The sequence below is a fragment of the Bradyrhizobium sp. CCBAU 45321 genome (assembly GCF_028128975.1).
Lineage (GTDB): Bacteria > Pseudomonadota > Alphaproteobacteria > Rhizobiales > Xanthobacteraceae > Bradyrhizobium > Bradyrhizobium yuanmingense.
Genome location: NZ_LFKZ01000017.1, coordinates 513,560 through 528,213, shown reverse-complemented (window position 1 = coordinate 528,213; position 14,654 = coordinate 513,560). Strand labels below are relative to the sequence as shown.

Annotated in this window: 16 protein-coding genes, 1 tRNA gene and 1 pseudogene; 11 read left to right on the top strand and 7 right to left on the bottom strand. The window is 65.3% G+C overall.

The window, feature by feature from the left end:
* Positions 1-5 precede the first annotated feature (5 nt).
* Genes ACM43_RS08505 through ACM43_RS08490 form a run of 4 tightly spaced genes read left to right on the top strand, consistent with a single transcriptional unit; the run spans position 6 to position 3,585 of the window.
* Complete coding sequence (locus ACM43_RS08505; RefSeq protein ID WP_271539688.1) at positions 6-1,523, top strand: AMP-binding protein; 1,518 nt, start codon at positions 6-8, stop codon at positions 1,521-1,523.
* Positions 1,524-1,544: 21 nt separating this feature from the next.
* On the top strand, positions 1,545-2,183 hold the full coding sequence (locus ACM43_RS08500; RefSeq protein ID WP_271539687.1) for an RraA family protein: 639 nt from the start codon (positions 1,545-1,547) through the stop codon (positions 2,181-2,183).
* A gap of 26 nt (positions 2,184-2,209) precedes the next feature.
* Complete coding sequence (locus ACM43_RS08495; RefSeq protein WP_036042482.1) at positions 2,210-2,581, top strand: cupin domain-containing protein; 372 nt, start codon at positions 2,210-2,212, stop codon at positions 2,579-2,581.
* 47 nt (positions 2,582-2,628) lie between these two features.
* Positions 2,629-3,585, top strand: a complete 957-nt coding sequence (locus tag ACM43_RS08490) for a tripartite tricarboxylate transporter substrate-binding protein (RefSeq protein WP_271539685.1) — start codon at positions 2,629-2,631, stop codon at positions 3,583-3,585.
* Between the two features lie 9 nt (positions 3,586-3,594).
* Here the strand turns inward: ACM43_RS08490 and ACM43_RS08485 are convergent, their stop codons facing one another.
* The gene (locus tag ACM43_RS08485) at positions 3,595-3,954 is read right to left on the bottom strand and encodes a VOC family protein (protein WP_271539683.1); all 360 of its coding nucleotides are present in this window, start codon (positions 3,952-3,954) and stop codon (positions 3,595-3,597) included.
* Between the two features lie 137 nt (positions 3,955-4,091).
* Between ACM43_RS08485 and ACM43_RS08480 the strand changes: the two genes are divergently transcribed.
* The 4 genes and pseudogenes from ACM43_RS08480 (at position 4,092) to ACM43_RS08465 (ending at position 6,267) form a co-directional block, all read left to right on the top strand.
* Positions 4,092-4,168 (top strand) — tRNA-Arg (locus ACM43_RS08480).
* A 117-nt stretch (positions 4,169-4,285) separates the two neighbouring features.
* Positions 4,286-4,432 (top strand): annotated as a pseudogene (locus tag ACM43_RS08475) (DUF4339 domain-containing protein); the annotation flags it as partial.
* Between the two features lie 3 nt (positions 4,433-4,435).
* Complete coding sequence (locus ACM43_RS08470) at positions 4,436-5,008, top strand: DUF2569 family protein (protein WP_271539825.1); 573 nt, start codon at positions 4,436-4,438, stop codon at positions 5,006-5,008.
* 119 nt (positions 5,009-5,127) lie between these two features.
* Positions 5,128-6,267: an amidohydrolase/deacetylase family metallohydrolase gene (locus ACM43_RS08465; protein ID WP_271539680.1), complete on the top strand. Its 1,140-nt coding sequence runs from the start codon at positions 5,128-5,130 to the stop codon at positions 6,265-6,267.
* Between the two features lie 40 nt (positions 6,268-6,307).
* Here ACM43_RS08465 and ACM43_RS08460 read toward each other — a convergent pair whose 3' ends face one another.
* Positions 6,308-7,033, bottom strand: coding sequence for an alpha/beta fold hydrolase (locus tag ACM43_RS08460; protein WP_271539678.1), 726 nt, complete (start codon positions 7,031-7,033; stop codon positions 6,308-6,310).
* Positions 7,034-7,194: 161 nt separating this feature from the next.
* On the opposite strand from ACM43_RS08460, the gene ACM43_RS08455 reads away from it, so the two are divergent.
* Positions 7,195-8,175: a helix-turn-helix domain-containing protein gene (locus tag ACM43_RS08455; RefSeq protein WP_157285801.1), complete on the top strand. Its 981-nt coding sequence runs from the start codon at positions 7,195-7,197 to the stop codon at positions 8,173-8,175.
* A gap of 16 nt (positions 8,176-8,191) precedes the next feature.
* Here the strand turns inward: ACM43_RS08455 and ACM43_RS08450 are convergent, their stop codons facing one another.
* From ACM43_RS08450 to ACM43_RS08430, 5 genes are read right to left on the bottom strand one after another with little or no spacing between them, the layout of a single operon-like run.
* Complete coding sequence (locus tag ACM43_RS08450) at positions 8,192-9,337, bottom strand: acyl-CoA dehydrogenase family protein (RefSeq protein WP_157285802.1); 1,146 nt, start codon at positions 9,335-9,337, stop codon at positions 8,192-8,194.
* Positions 9,338-9,350: 13 nt separating this feature from the next.
* Positions 9,351-10,178 carry an SDR family NAD(P)-dependent oxidoreductase gene (locus tag ACM43_RS08445; protein ID WP_157285803.1) on the bottom strand — a complete coding sequence of 276 codons (828 nt, stop codon included), beginning with the start codon at positions 10,176-10,178 and terminating at the stop codon, positions 9,351-9,353.
* Between the two features lie 20 nt (positions 10,179-10,198).
* The gene (locus ACM43_RS08440) at positions 10,199-10,609 is read right to left on the bottom strand and encodes a MaoC family dehydratase (protein WP_271539673.1); all 411 of its coding nucleotides are present in this window, start codon (positions 10,607-10,609) and stop codon (positions 10,199-10,201) included.
* Complete coding sequence (locus tag ACM43_RS08435; protein WP_271539671.1) at positions 10,606-11,061, bottom strand: MaoC family dehydratase N-terminal domain-containing protein; 456 nt, start codon at positions 11,059-11,061, stop codon at positions 10,606-10,608. The genes ACM43_RS08440 and ACM43_RS08435 overlap by 4 nt, the downstream gene beginning before the upstream one ends.
* 8 nt (positions 11,062-11,069) lie before the next feature.
* Positions 11,070-12,251, bottom strand: a complete 1,182-nt coding sequence (locus tag ACM43_RS08430; RefSeq protein ID WP_271539669.1) for a lipid-transfer protein — start codon at positions 12,249-12,251, stop codon at positions 11,070-11,072.
* 88 nt (positions 12,252-12,339) lie between these two features.
* On the opposite strand from ACM43_RS08430, the gene ACM43_RS08425 reads away from it, so the two are divergent.
* Both ACM43_RS08425 and ACM43_RS08420 read left to right on the top strand, forming a co-directional pair.
* The gene (locus ACM43_RS08425) at positions 12,340-13,068 is read left to right on the top strand and encodes a TetR/AcrR family transcriptional regulator (RefSeq protein ID WP_271539667.1); all 729 of its coding nucleotides are present in this window, start codon (positions 12,340-12,342) and stop codon (positions 13,066-13,068) included.
* Positions 13,065-14,621, top strand: coding sequence for an acyl-CoA synthetase (locus ACM43_RS08420; protein ID WP_271539665.1), 1,557 nt, complete (start codon positions 13,065-13,067; stop codon positions 14,619-14,621). The genes ACM43_RS08425 and ACM43_RS08420 overlap by 4 nt, the downstream gene beginning before the upstream one ends.
* Positions 14,622-14,654: the final 33 nt, after the last annotated feature.

Sequence of the window (14,654 nt, the reverse complement as noted above, 5' to 3'; positions counted from 1 at the left end):
GCTTGATGTTGCTGCCGCTCTCCGATGTGCCGCGCTGGTACGCGGAACGCAAACCACACGGCACGATTGCGATCCGTCACGGGCAGGACACGCTGACCTGGGACGAGCTCGAGCGCGGCGCCAACCGCCGCGCGCGGGCATTCATGGCCAAGGGCGTCAAGCCCGGCGATTTCGTCGCGATCGGATTGCCGAACGGCAACGCGTTCTTCGAGACCTCCTTTGCTGTGTGGAAATGCGGCGCGACGCCGACCTCGCTGTCCTGGCGGCTGCCGCGCGGCGAAGCCGCCGCCGTGCTCGATATTCTCAAGCCTGCGCTGGTGGTCGGCGGCGAGGCCGACTGGAATGCGCCCAACCGGTTGCCCGCCGACTTCATGCCGGAAGGATTTTCGGATGGGCCGCTGGCGCCGCCGGTGGCGCGATATTGGAAGGCGATGACCTCAGGCGGCTCGACCGGCCGACCCAAGGTGATCCTCGATCACCAGCCGGCCGTGACCGATACCGCGGCTGCGCCGCCGCTCAATATTCCCTTCGGCGTATCGCTGCTCAATCCCGGTCCGCTCTACCACAACGCGCCGTTCATCGTGTCGCATTATGCGCTGTTCGTCGGCGGCAAGCTCACGGGCCTGACCAAGTTCGACGCCGAGGAGACGCTGCGGCAGATCGAACGCGAGCGCGTGCAATGGGTCAATTTCGTGCCGACCATGATGCACCGGATCTGGGCGCTGCCTGCGAGCGTGCGCAACTCTTACGATCTGTCGAGCCTGCAGACGGTCTTCCACATGGCTGCGCCGATGCCGCCGTGGCTGAAGGAGAACTGGATCGGCTGGCTCGGACCCGAGCGGATTTGGGAGCTCTATGGCGGCACCGAGCGGCAGGGCGCCTGCATCATCTCCGGCACTGAATGGCTGACGCACAAGGGCTCGGTTGGCAAGATCGGCGACATGGCGAAGCTTCGCATCATCGGCGAGGACGGCAACGACGTCGCGCCGGGCGAGACCGGCGAGATCTATTTCCTCAACAATGACGGCAAGGACGCCACCTACCATTATCTCGGCGCCGAGCCGAAGCGTCGCGCCGACGGCTGGGAATCGCTGGGCGATATCGGCCGGCTGGACGCCGAAGGCTACCTCTATCTCGGCGACCGCCTCGCCGACATGGTGCTGCGCGGCGGCGCCAACATCTATCCGGCCGAGGTCGAGGCCGCGGTGTCCGAGGCTCCTGGCGTGCGCTCCTGCGTCGTGGTTGGCTTGCCCGATCCGGAATTGGGCCAGCGTGTGCATGCCATCATCGAGCCGGAGCCCGATGCCGACGGGCAGGCCATTGCCGACAGCATGGCGGATTTTCTCAAGGACCGGCTCAGCCGCTATAAGCATCCCGAAAGCTTCGAATTCGTCGGCGCCCCACCGCGCGACGATTCCGGAAAAGTTCGCCGCACCCTGTTGCGCGACGAGCGTGCGGCGTGGATGAAGGAGGGGCGCGCCTTCCGGATCTTGCCATCGAAGGCGCAGGCCCATGCCGAATGAGACAAGCAAGGAAGGATTGACATGACCATCACCATCGCAGCGAGCAGCGTGCCGAAGCCGCCGGCCGATATCATCGAGGGGTTCAGGGACGCGCCGACCTCGGTGATCTCGGACAATCTCGCCCGGCTGCCCGGTGCAGTGGGGCTGAGGCCCTATCATCGCGGCGGCAAGCTGGTGGGCACGGCCTTCACCGTGCGCACCCGTCCCGGCGACAATCTCGCGATCCACCGCGCGCTGGATCTGGTCGGGCCCGGCGACGTCATCGTGGTCGACGGCGGCGGCGACGAGACGCGCGCGCTGATCGGTGAGATCATGAAGAACATCGCGCAATCGCGCAAAGCCGAAGGCTATGTCATCGACGGCGCGATCCGCGACGTCGCAGCATTCGGGGCCGACGACTTCCCCTGCTACGCCCGCGCAGTGATCCATCGCGGTCCCTACAAGAACGGCCCCGGCGAGATCAACGTGCCGGTGACGATCGGCGGCAGCGTGATTGCGCCCGGCGACATCGTCGTCGGCGACGAGGACGGCGTGGTGTCGTTTCCCGCTGCCGGCGCGGCCGCCCTGTTGGAAGCGGTGCGCGTCCAGGTCGCGCGCGAGGAGGAGACGCTGAAGGCGATCCGCGAGGGCCGTTACCAGGGCGCCTACGGCAAGTCCTGATCAGAGGAGCGTGAAGGGAGGATGGCGTGAGCCAGAAGGAAGAATTTCACAATCTCGATGATGCCAGCGACGGACTCTTCCGCGAGCTTGCCGCCGGCGTGACCACGCGCATCTTCTCCGGCGAGCAGGCGATGCTGTCGGTGGTGACGCTGGCCCCGCATGCGCAAGGCACGCTGCATCATCACCCCGAGGAGCAGTGGGGCGTGCTGCTCGACGGCTCCGCCATCCGCGTCCAGGGCGACGAGGAAATCCCGGTGAAGAAGGGCGATTTCTGGCGCACCCCCGGGAACGTGCCGCACACCATGCGCGCCGGCCCCGATGGCGCCCGCGTACTGGACATCTTCAGTCCGCCTCGGCCAGAATACAGAAAAGCAGGGTCAGGCTTCGGCACGACCTAGCGCTCAAAAGCAAAAAAGCAAAGCGCTACACATAAAGGGAGGGGACCATGACGATCACACGACGGGCGCTGCTGGCCGCGCCGGCTATTCTCGCATTGACGCCGGCGATGGCGCAGGCCGGCAAGATCACGCTGGTGGTGCCGTTCCCGCCGGGCGGATCGACCGACGCCATGGCGCGGCTGCTGCAGACGAACCTGCAGACCAAGCTTGGGCGCATCGTGGTGGTCGAGAACAAATCGGGCGCGGCCGGTGCGCTCGGCGCGGCGCAGGTAGCCAAGAGCCCGGCCGACGGCTCGACCTTCCTGGTGACGTTCGATTCCCACGCGGTGATCCCGTCGATCCTCGACAAGCCGCCGGTCGATGTCGAGCGCGAGCTGATACCGGTGCTGCTGATCGGCACCGCGCCTTACGTGATCGCGGCCGGCGCCGGCCGCCCCTACAAGACCTTCGCCGACGTGGTCGCCGCCTGCAAGGCGAGCCCCGGCGCGGTGAAATACGCCTCGGTCGGCATCGGCACGCTCGGCCATCTCGCCATGACCGTGCTCGGCAGCAAGGCCGGCGTCGAGATCATGCACGTGCCTTATCGCGGCGGCGGGCCGGCCATGAACGACGTGCTCGGCGGCCATGTCGATCTCATCGCGGGATCGGCGGCGCTGGTCGCCGCCCAGCTCGGCACCAACATGCTGCGTCCGATCCTGCAGCTCGGCCGCGAGCGGCTGCCGGCCCTGCCTGATACTCAGACCGCGATCGAGGCCGGCTACCCGGACTTCGAGACGCTGGCCTGGTGGGGCATCTTCGCGCCCGCGGGCACGCCGCCGGACGTCGTTGCAGCCTTCGCGGCGGCGTCCAAGGAGATCCTGAGCGAGCCCGCGACCGCCGCCCAGCTGAAGGAGACGCAACACATGACGCTGCTGCTCCAGGACGGCGCCGCCTTCAAGACCTTCTTCGACAAGCAGGTCGCCATTTGGGGCAAGGTGGTGAAGGATAATAATATCAGGGCGTGAGGCCCCCCGTCATGCCCGACGAAGGGGACGTGCGAAACTAAGCTCATGGCCGTCGGGGTCGGTGAGATGGAAGTAGCGCTCACCCCATTCGGCATCACGGGGCGTGGTCGACGGCTGCCATCCCGCAGCGCGCGCCTGCTCATAGGTTGCGTCGACATCGGCGACATGGAAGATGACGCGGCCCCACCAGGACCAGCGCTTGTCGTCCGGCTGTGCCGTCAGGTTGAGATAACCGGGGCCGACGCGAAAGCTCGTGAATGCGGCGGCTTCTCCACCATACAAGAGCTCGAACCCCAGCGACCGGTAGAAGTGCACGGAGCGCCCCATGTCATGCGTGCCGAGCGTGATGGCGCTGATGCTTTCGATCATGTGAGCTGCTCCGTTGGGAGGGGCCTGGAAGTATAGCCGCCCCGTTCAGGTTGACGATGGATCTCGCCCGCCTGACGGCTGGCGAACCGCATTTTGCTCTGCTATGAGGGGGCCGAGCCCGCACCCACGGGTTCCGCGGTCCCGTAGCTCAGCCGGATAGAGCGGCGGTTTCCTAAACCGTAGGTCGGAAGTTCGAGTCTTCCCGGGATCGCCATTTTCCGCGCGTTTGCGCCTCGCCAAGGGCACGCAACGCCGGTATTCCCCCAAGCGTTATTCCACTGTGACGTGTGCCGACAGCCGGCTAAAACACGGCGGGTGCAGGGGCCTTTGCATGGCGGACTCATGGTACTACGCTGAGGGCGGGCAGCGGCGCGGCCCGTTTTCGATTTCTGAACTCCTTCCGCTCCTCGCTAGTATCGCCGATCCTCGGCGTGTGCTGGTCTGGCGGCACGGCTTCGAGAATTGGAAGCCGGCCGGGGAGGTGCACGAGATCACGCAGCAGCTCCTTCAATCGCCGCCGCCAAGCCCAGCATCGCCGCCGCTTGAGGTCATTCGCGAGGCGGCCGCTCCCGCAGAAGACGCCGCTTCATTCAAGGACGTCCAGCCAGAGATGACCGGCATCAGCGGCTGGCTCGGGCTTCTGGCGTTCGGCCAAATGATCGGCATCGTGCGGCTGGTCGTCAGTACTGCGCAATATGTGCAGTCGATCCGCGCCGACCTTTGGATGCAATTCTCGGCCGTGTTTTGGAGCGAGACTGCGATGAACGTTGCGCTGATCGGGCTCGCGATCTGGACAGCGGTGCTCCTGTTCAGTCATTCCCGAAAATTTCCGGCCTTCTTCATCCTGCAAATGATCTGCGCGGTGCTCATGCCTTTCGTCGACCTTCTCTGCGTCGCGTCGTTCTTCTCCGCAGCGCTGAACCGACCTTTCAGCGAGTTCTTCATCATCGAACCTCTACAGATCGGACAGACATTCGTCACTGCGATCAGCGCCGTGGTCTGGATCATTTACATCCTTCGCTCCCGGAGAGTCGCGAATACGTTCACTAGATAGGGTCCACCGGGCACCGGCAGCAGCTGATTTGCGTCGCTGGTGCGAAAATTGCTAGCAAAGGCGGCCAGGCTGAAAGGGTACTTTCTGGCCGGTCCATGCTTGCTTATCTGGAGACCCTGATGCCTTTCGACTTGATCCTGCGCGGCGGCCGTGTGGTCGACCCGTCCCAGAAGCTCGACGCCGTGACCGATGTCGCCTTTGCCGGCGGCAAGGTGGCCGCGGTCGGCAGCGCGCTCAAGGCGGATCCGGGCACGGATGTGCGCGACGTCTCGAAATACATCGTGACGCCCGGACTGATCGATCTGCACACCCATGTCTATTGGGGCGGCACCTCGCTCGGCATCGATGCCGAGGAATTCTGCCGGCTCTCCGGCGTCACCACGGCGGTCGATACCGGCAGCGCCGGACCCGGCAATTTCGCCGGCTTCCGCAAGCATGTGATCGAGCCGAGCCAGGTCCGCATCCTCGCTTATCTCCACGTCTCGCATGCCGGCATCTTCGGCTTCTCGCACCGGATCATGGTCGGTGAGAGCGAGGAGCTGCGGCTGATGAATCCGATCGAAGCCGCCGAGGTGGCCGACGCGAACCGCGATCTCATCGTCGGCATCAAGGTGCGCGTGGGCCTGCATTCCTCGGGCACTTCGGGCGCGGTGCCGCTCGACATCGCGCTCGAAGTCGCCAACGAGGTCGGCATGCCGCTGATGGCGCATATCGATCATCCGCCGCCGAGCTACGAGGAGGTGCTGGCCCGCCTGCGGCCCGGCGACGTGTTGACCCATGCCTTCCGTCCATTCCCGAACACCCCGGCGACGGCGCAAGGCACGGTGAAGAAGGCGGTGCTCGAGGCGCGCGAGCGCGGCGTGCTGTTCGATATCGGCCACGGCAAGGGCTCGTTCGCGTTCAAGACCGCGCGCGCCATGCTCGCCAACGGCTTCTATCCCGACACCATCTCCTCCGACATCCATCAGCTCTGCATCGACGGCCCGGCCTATGACCAGGTCACGACCATGTCGAAGTTCCTGTGCATGGGCATGGAGCTGTCGGATGTGATCGCGGCATCGACGGTGAACGCGGCGATGGCGCTGCGGCGTCCCGAGCTCGGCAGCCTCAAGCCGGGCAGCGTCGGCGACGCCACGTTGATCTCGGTGCGGCAGGGCCAGTTCGACTACGAGGACGTCGTCGGCGAGCACCTGATCGGCGATCGCAAGATCGCGTCCGAAGGCGTCGTTATCGGCGGGCGTTGGTGGCATCCGAATTGACGGCGCTCATGGACCGGGAGCGCCGTCGAGGGACGTTTCGTCAATCGCGTCCCGCCTCCATGATCGCCTTGGCGAGCCGCGCGGGGTCCGAGAAGCACAGCTCGTGGCTTCCCGCGACCTGCACCAGGCGAAACAGGCCGAGCTTCTCCGACAGGCGCGGATGCCAGCCATGGCTGTGCGGCAGCGCGACGTCTTCGGTGCAGTTGATGTAGGATTTGGCCAGCGGCATCTCGGCCGGATTGGTCTTCAGCGTGATCTTGTCGGTGAAGGTCGCCAGCGGATGCGGATTGAGAACCTCGTAGGCGCGCTGCGCCGTCTCCAGATCGGCATCGTTGATGAAGGCCTCGCGCCAGACCGGGAACGGCAGCACCACCGAGCCGTCGCCGCGCTCGGCCGCGATGGCGTCGAACAGCCCGATATAGTGCGGCGGCACCATGTCGTTGAGGCATTCGCCGTCGTTGGGCACGAAGGCATTCCAATAGACCAGGCGGCGGATGCGCTCGGGCGCGAGATCGGCAACGCCGGTGATGACCATGCCGCCATAGGAATGGCCGAGCAGGACGACGTCCTTCAGATCGTTCTCGGCGAGGTAGTCGGCGATCGATTGGATCGCTTCCTTCAACCCGGTCGTCTTGGCATCGCCCGGACGGTTGCCCTTGATGGTGGGGGTATGGACCTGATGGCCGGCGGCGCGGATCGGCGCGGCGACCGGCTCGAGCTCGGCACCTGTGTGCCAGGCGCCATGGACGAGAACGTAGGTCGACATATTGCGGCTCCCTTGGAAGACTGCTTAGATCGGCGCGGCGATGACCTTGTCTGGATTTGCCGGCTGAACACCGGTCGACGTCGTTGTTGCCGCCATACTGAACCGCTGGGCGCGTTGCGCGCTTGTCTGACGCTGAACCGGATTGGTCCTGGAGCGAACTGATGGAGCAGCTCAATTCCGAAAGCCGGCCCCGTCATCTGGTCTGGGACACCGGCGAGACGCGGCCCGAGGAGCAGTTCTCCTACTATCGCGAAGCGATCTGCCAGGCCTTCATGAACCTGACGCCGGAATCGGCGACCACCTCGCGGTTTCCGGCCAAGGTCGAGGCGATCAAGATCGGCAGCGGTGCCATCAACCGCGTGGTCTTTCCCGAGCACACCGTGCTTCGCTCGCGCGCGGATATCGCTGCGTCGACCGAAAGCTGCTTCTATCTGAACTTCAAGCTCGCCGGCCGCTGCCGCATGGTCCAGGGCGGCTGTGACGTCAGCCTGTCGCGCGGCCAGGTCGGCATCTGCGACAGCGACCGGGAAGTGACCTTGCTGCATGATCGCGGCCCGACGCTGCAGGTTGCATCCTTCTGGGTGCCTTCGCGCGAGCTGCGTGATCGGCTGCCACCGTCGTTCGACTTCAAGGTGGAGCGCGTGTCCGACGATCCCTTCGTCGGCCATCTCATCGTCGAGACCGCGCGGTCTCTGAATGCCGGCGCGCTGCGGATGACCGAAGGCGAAGCCGTCAGGCTGTTCGGCGTGCTGCTCGACCTCGTTGCGCTGAGCCTGTCGCGCCGCTCGCGTGCGCAGACGGCCGAAGCCGCCAGCTTTGCCGATGCGACCGCGCTCGCGCTCCGCCGCGCCGTGCATGAACGCCTCTCCGAGCAGCGCCTCGCGGTTGCGGACGTCGCACGTGCCATCGGTATCAGCGAGCGCTACGTGCACAAATTGTTTGAGCGCGCGGGTACCACATTCTCGGACTACGTCATGGACCGCAGGTTGGACGGCGCGGCGCGCGACCTGAGCGATCCCGCGAAGGCGGGCCAGGCGATCGGCTCGATCGCCTTTGATTGGGGCTTCTCGGACCTGTCCCACTTCACCCGCCGCTTCAAGCAGCGCTTCGGCTGCCGGCCGCGCGACTGGCGCGCGCGGTGATCGACAGCGACCTGATCTACAAGGATCTGGCGATCAGGAGCTTCATGATCTCGTTGGTGCCGCCATAGATCTTCTGGATGCGGGAATCGATGAAGATGCGCGAGATCGGGTATTCCTGCATGTAGCCGTAGCCGCCGAACAGCTGCAGGCATTCGTCGGCGGTCTCGACCTGCTTCTCCGAGCACCAATATTTCGCCATCGAGGCCGTCACGGTGTCGAGGTCTTTGGCGATCAGGCGCTCGATGCACCAGTCGACGAAGACGCGCGCGATCATCGCCTCGGTCTTGCGCTCGGCCAGCGTGAAGGCGGTGTTCTGGAAATCCATCAGCGGCTTGCCGAATGCCTTCCGCTCCTTGGTGTAGTCGGTGGTGAGCTTGACCGCGCGCTCCATCGAGGCGACGGCGCCGACCGCGAGCGCAAGGCGTTCCTGCGGCAATTGCTGCATCAACTGGACAAAACCCTGGCCCTCCTCCTTGCCGAGCAGGTTTTCCGGCGGCACCGTCACGTTGTCGAAGAACAGCTCCGAGGTGTCGGAGGCATGCAGGCCGATCTTGTCGAGGTTGCGCCCGCGCTTGTAGCCGTCCGCGCCCGCGGTCTCGACCACGATCAGCGAAATGCCCTTGGCACCAGCCTCGCCCGTGCGCGCGACCACGATGACGAGATCGGCGGCCTGGCCATTCGTGATGAAGGTCTTCTGGCCATTGATGACGTAGGAATTGCCCTGCTTCTTCGCCGTGGTTTTCACGGCTTGCAGGTCCGACCCGGTGCCCGGCTCGGTCATGGCGATTGCGCCGACCATCTCGCCGGACGCCATCTTCGGCAGCCAGCGTTTCTTCTGCTCCTCCGAGCCGTAGTTGAGAATGTAATGCGCGACGATGGCGCTGTGCACGGAGACGCCGGTGGTCAGCTCCGGCACCGTGCTCTCGAGATCATCGAGCACGGCGGCGTCATAGGCGAAGGTCGCGCCCAGGCCGCCATATTCCTCCGGCACGCTCGCCAGCAGCGCGCCCATCTCGCCTAGCCCGCGCCAGGCGAAGCGGTCGACCATTTTCTGCTCGCGCCATTTCTCGGCATGGGGCGCCAGGTCCTTGGCGAGATATTTGCGGAACTGGTCGCGGAAGACGTCGAGCTCTTCGGTCATCCAGGAGGATCGATAATGCATCAGCGCCTCGCTCTCAGACAATCAGGCCGCCGCCGGCGACGACCACCTGGCCGCTGATATAGTTGGATTCCGGGCTGCAGAACAGATAGACGGCGTCGGCCGCCTCTTCCGGCGTACCGCCGCGGCCGAGCGGGATCATGCGCGACATGGCTTCCAGCATGTGCGGCTGCACGCCGACCTTGATGTCCCGGCCGGCGACGTCAATGGTCTTCTGCTGCGCCTCGATCGGCTGGGTCAGGCGGGTGTTGATGAGGCCGAAGGCGACGCAATTGACGTTGACCTTGTAGCGGCCCCACTCCTTACACATGGTTCGGGTCAAGCCGATCAGCGAGGCCTTGGCCGAGGAATAGCTGGCCTGCCCGGCATTGCCGTAGAGGCCCGCGATGGAGGAGATGTTGACGACCTTGCGGAACACCTCGCGCCCTTCCTCGGCTTCCTTCCGGGCAAAGACGCGGATCGGCTCGGCGGCCGCGCGCAGGATCCGGAACGGCGCGACGAGGTGGACGTCGAGCATGGCTTGGAACTGCTCGTCGGTCATCTTCTGGATGGTGGAGTCCCAGGTGTAGCCGGCATTGTTGACGATGATGTCGAGCCCGCCGAACTTGTCCAGCGCGGCGCCGACGAAGCGATCGGCGAAACCCGCTTCCGAGACGCTGCCGTTCACGGCAGTGGCGTCGCCGCCCATCGCCTTGATCTCCGCCACCACGGCATTGCCAGGCTCGGCATCGAGATCGTTGACGACCACCCTGGCGCCTTCGCGCGCGAGCTTGAGCGCGATCGCGCGCCCGATGCCGCGGCCCGAGCCGGTGACGAGCGCGACCTTTCCCTGCAGTTTTGTCATCTGGATGAGTCCTCTTGCTGTCAGAGCGCGACGACGGCGCTGCCTTCGAGCTTGAGCTCGCCGCGATCGTCCCTGGTGGCGAGCGCGAGCCTTGCGCGATCCTCGCCATCCTCGGCGAAGAGCTCGGTCACGGTGCCTTCGCAAGTGAGCTTGGCGCCGAGCTGAGTTATCGAGACGAACCGGGTCGTAAAGGTGCGGAGCTTCGAGGGCGGCACCACATCCGTCAGCGCCTGCCCGAGACAGGCCATCACCAGCATGCCGTGGACGAACACATCCGGAAATCCGGCCGCCTTGGCGAAGTCGATGTCGACGTGAATCGGGTTGTGGTCGCCCGATGCGCCGCAATAGAGCGCGAGCGTGTGGCGGGTGATCGGCGGAAAGACCTTGTGGACGATGCGGTCGCCGGCCTTGATGTCTCCGGACGCCGTCATGACGTCACCTCGTTGCGGACGACGATGGTCCGCGCGGTATCGGCGACATGCACGCCGTCCTGGTTGGTCACCTCGCATCGGATGCCGATCAGCGTCATCGCGCCACCCTTCTTGTCCGTTACGCTGGTTACGCGCGGCCGAAACGTCAGGGTGTCGCCGACCAGAACCGGCGCATGATAGGCGAAGCTCTGCTCGCCATGCAGCACGCGGGCGAGATCAATGCCGAGCGTGCTGAACATCTCGAATGGGTCGTCGACGTCCATCATCTCCAGGCAGAACAGATAGGTCGGCGGCACTGGGGTGCCAGCGAATCCAGCCGCTCGCGCGGCATCCGCATTGCAGTAGACCGGATTCTGTTCACCCAGCGTGTTGAGGAAGTAGCGGAGACGGCCGGGCTCTACGCGCGCGGTGACCGGCGTGAAGCTGCGCCCTACGGCGGACTGGTCGACCATGGCCGATATCAGTGCCGCTTGTAGAGCGTGACGACGCAGGCGCCGCCGAGGCCCAGATTGTGCTGGAGCGCGACCTTCGCACCCTCGACTTGCGTGGAGCCTGCCGTGCCGCGCAGCTGCCGCGTCAGCTCGTAGCACTGCGCAAGCCCGGTGGCGCCGAGCGGATGTCCCTTGGACAGCAATCCGCCGGACGGATTGGTCACGATCCGGCCGCCATAGGTATTGTCGCCGTCATTGATGAACTTGCCGGCTTCACCCTCGCCGCAGAGGCCGAGCGCCTCGTAGGTGATGAGCTCGTTATGGGCGAAGCAGTCGTGCAGTTCGACGACATCGAGATCGTCAGGCCCGATGCCGGCGCTTTCATAAACTCGGCCTGCCGCCTCTTTGGCCATGTCGTAGCCGACCAGCTGCATCATGTCGCCTGCCTTGAAGGTCGAGGGCTTGTCGGTTGTCATGGCCTGCGCCGCGATGCGTACTTCTTTGCCGATGCCATGCTTGTCGGCAAACCGCTCGGAGACCAGCACGGCGGCGGCGCCGCCGCAGGTCGGCGGGCACGCCATCAGGCGCGTCATCACGCCCGGCCAGATCACCTGATCGTTCATGACGTCGTCCGCGCTGACTTCCTTGCGGAAGAGTGCGAGTGGATTGTTCTTGGCGTGACGGCTCGCCTTGGCGCGCACCTTGGCGAAGGCGTCGAGCGGGGTGCCGTATTTCTTCATGTGGCTGAGCCCGGCGCCGCCGAAATAGCGCAGCGCCAGCGGAATGCCGGGGGCGTCGATCAGCCGGTCCGCGGCGGCGTCGAAGTCCTCGAACGCGCTCGGGCGATCGGTGTAGACGCTGCCGAGCGCGCCGGGCTTCATCTGCTCGAAGCCAACCGCCAGCACGCAATCCAGCGCCCCGCTTGCGATCATTTGCCGCGCCATGAACAGCGCGGTCGATCCGGTCGAGCAATTGTTGTTGACGTTGACGATGGGGATGCCGGTCATACCGACGGGGTAGAGCGCGCGCTGCCCGCAGGTGGAATCGCCATAGACGTATCCGACATAGGCCTGCTCGATCTTCTCGTAGCCGAGGCCGGCATCGGCGAGCGCGAGCTTGACCGCTTCCGTTCCCATCTCGTGATAGGGCGCGCTGGCGCCCGGCTTGGCGAACGGAATCATGCCGACCCCGGCGACGACGACGTCAGACATCGCTTCCTCCCAATAAATTACCCGTTGGACTTTTTCTTACCCCTGGGTAACATATCGTCCGATCTCCACCAGAGTCAACCGATCGACCATGGATTCAGCTCCGCCGTCATCGCCTTCGCCCTGGCTGCCGTTCGAGAGCCGGCGCCGCGCCCGCGACGAGAAGCGCGAGGCGGTGCTGCGTGCCGCCGTGCAGCTGTTCCTGGAGCAGGGCTATCATCGCGTAACGCTGAACGAGGTTGCGGACCGGCTGAACATCACCAAGCCCGCGCTATACAACTACTTCCGGGGCAAGGACGAGATCCTGTTCGAATGCTGGTCGATGGGCGCCGAGCTCGTCGACGGCGTGATCACGGAGATCAACGCCGGTGGTGGTTCGGGTCTCGCCAAGCTGCGCAAGCTGGTCCGCGCCTATGCCGAACTGATGGCGACCGATTTCGGCGCGAGCCTGGTGCGGTTCGATCTACGCGACCTCGCGGAACGGAACGCCGTCGTCGCGCGCGCCGCCAAGAGGCGGATCGACGCCACCTTCCGGCGATACATTACTGCAGGCATTGCTGACGGTTCGATCAGGCCTTGCGATCCCAAGCTTGCAGCCTTCGCGATCGCGGGTTCGCTCAATTGGATCGGCCATTGGTATCGGCGGGAGGGCAACCTGTCGCCGACCGCGATCGCCGACGAGTTCACGGTGCGGCTGACGGACGGCCTGGCGGCCGAGGTTCGGCTGCAAATGGCAAGGAAGACGCCGAGGGCGCCGCAAGGGCGCAACTCAGGACGCAAAGCAACAGGGAAGAAACGCACGGGAGGAGGAACGGGATGAACATCACGCACGGACTGCGCAGGGCGCTGCAGATCAATCCGAATGGGCTGGCGACCGTTTATGGCCAGCGGCGGCGCAGCTGGGGCGAGCTCGGCGAGCGCGTTACACGGCTGGCCGGCGGCCTGCGCACGCGCGGCGTCGGGAACGGCGACCGTGTTGCGGTGCTGTCCTTCAATTCCGACCGCTATCTCGAACTCTATCTAGCGACCGGCTGGGCGGGCGGCGTGATCGTGCCGCTCAACATCCGCTGGAGCGCTTTGGAAAACGAGGATGCGCTGCGCGACTGCCGTGCCTCCGTTCTGCTGGTCGACAAGGCCTTTGCGCAGGTCGGTGCGCAGCTCGCCGGCGCCATTCCGGGGCTGAAGCTGATCTATGCCGACGATGGCGAGGCGCCGGCGGGGATGGAGAGCTATGAGGATCTGGTTGCGGGCAGCGCTCCGGTGCCCGACGCCATGCGCAAAGGCGATGATCTCGCCGGCATCTTCTACACCGGCGGCACCACCGGCCGTTCCAAAGGCGTGATGCTCGGTCATCAGAATCTGATGGCCAATGCGCTCAACGCACTCGGCGAAGGCCTGTTTCCGGCAAGTGCGATCTATCTGCATGCGGCACCGATGTTTCACCTTGCCAACGGGGCGGCGATGTATTCGCTGCTGCTCTCCGGCGGCTCGAACGTGATCGTTCAGGGCTTCACGCCCGAAGGCGTGATGGCTGCGATGCAGAACGAGCGCGTCACAGACGTGCTGCTGGTGCCCACGATGATCCAGATGTTCGTCGATCACCCCGCGATCGGCAAATATGACCTGTCGTCCCTGAAGAACATCATTTACGGGGCCTCGCCGATCAGCGAGGCGGTGCTCGACCGTGCCGCGCGCGCACTGCCGCATGTGCGCTTCACGCAGGCCTATGGCATGACCGAATTGTCGCCGATCGCGACGCTGCTGCACCCCGACGAGCATGTCGGGGAGGGGCGCAAAAAGGGGCGCCATCGCGGCGCCGGCCGCGCCACGATCGGTTGCGAGGTGCGGATCGTCGACGAGAACGACCAGCCGCTGCCGGCGGGCGCCGTCGGCGAGATCGTGGTGCGCGGCGACACCGTGATGATGGGCTATTGGGAGCGGCCGGAGGAGACCGCGCGCGCCGTCGTCGACGGCTGGATGCACACGGGCGATGGCGGCTACATGGACGAAGACGGCTTCATCTATGTCGTCGACCGCGTCAAGGACATGATCATCTCGGGCGGCGAGAACGTTTACTCGGTCGAAGTCGAGAACGCGCTGGCCCAGCATCCGTCGGTGCTCCAATGCGCCGTGATCGGAATTCCCAATGAGCAATGGGGAGAGCAGGTCCATGCCGTCGTGGTCAAACGCAGCGGCGTAGAGGTTTCGACCGGCGAGCTGATCGAGTTCACGAAGACGTTGATTGCCGGCTACAAATGTCCGCGCAGCATCGAGATCACCGAGACGCCGCTGCCGTTGTCCGGCGCCGGCAAGGTGCTGAAGCGCGAGCTGCGCAGGCCGTTCTGGGAGGGGCGGGAGCGGCGGGTCAGCTGACGGCTCCCGCGCGTTACGGCATGCGCGCCGAGG

What these genes read in the sequence shown, in the direction of transcription:
- ACM43_RS08425 (WP_271539667.1), top strand. Translation starts at nt 12,340, where the DNA reads ATGGATTCAGCTCCGCCGTCATCGCCTTCGCCCTGGCTGCCGTTCGAG.
- ACM43_RS08440 (WP_271539673.1), bottom strand. Translation starts at nt 10,609, where the DNA reads ATGACGGCGTCCGGAGACATCAAGGCCGGCGACCGCATCGTCCACAAG.
- ACM43_RS08450 (WP_157285802.1), bottom strand. Translation starts at nt 9,337, where the DNA reads ATGCATTATCGATCCTCCTGGATGACCGAAGAGCTCGACGTCTTCCGC.
- ACM43_RS08500 (WP_271539687.1), top strand. Translation starts at nt 1,545, where the DNA reads ATGACCATCACCATCGCAGCGAGCAGCGTGCCGAAGCCGCCGGCCGAT.
- ACM43_RS08485 (WP_271539683.1), bottom strand. Translation starts at nt 3,954, where the DNA reads ATGATCGAAAGCATCAGCGCCATCACGCTCGGCACGCATGACATGGGG.
- ACM43_RS08435 (WP_271539671.1), bottom strand. Translation starts at nt 11,061, where the DNA reads ATGGTCGACCAGTCCGCCGTAGGGCGCAGCTTCACGCCGGTCACCGCG.
- ACM43_RS08505 (WP_271539688.1), top strand. Translation starts at nt 6, where the DNA reads ATGTTGCTGCCGCTCTCCGATGTGCCGCGCTGGTACGCGGAACGCAAA.
- ACM43_RS08460 (WP_271539678.1), bottom strand. Translation starts at nt 7,033, where the DNA reads ATGTCGACCTACGTTCTCGTCCATGGCGCCTGGCACACAGGTGCCGAG.
- ACM43_RS08455 (WP_157285801.1), top strand. Translation starts at nt 7,195, where the DNA reads ATGGAGCAGCTCAATTCCGAAAGCCGGCCCCGTCATCTGGTCTGGGAC.
- ACM43_RS08420 (WP_271539665.1), top strand. Translation starts at nt 13,065, where the DNA reads ATGAACATCACGCACGGACTGCGCAGGGCGCTGCAGATCAATCCGAAT.
- ACM43_RS08490 (WP_271539685.1), top strand. Translation starts at nt 2,629, where the DNA reads ATGACGATCACACGACGGGCGCTGCTGGCCGCGCCGGCTATTCTCGCA.
- ACM43_RS08465 (WP_271539680.1), top strand. Translation starts at nt 5,128, where the DNA reads ATGCCTTTCGACTTGATCCTGCGCGGCGGCCGTGTGGTCGACCCGTCC.
- ACM43_RS08445 (WP_157285803.1), bottom strand. Translation starts at nt 10,178, where the DNA reads ATGACAAAACTGCAGGGAAAGGTCGCGCTCGTCACCGGCTCGGGCCGC.
- ACM43_RS08430 (WP_271539669.1), bottom strand. Translation starts at nt 12,251, where the DNA reads ATGTCTGACGTCGTCGTCGCCGGGGTCGGCATGATTCCGTTCGCCAAG.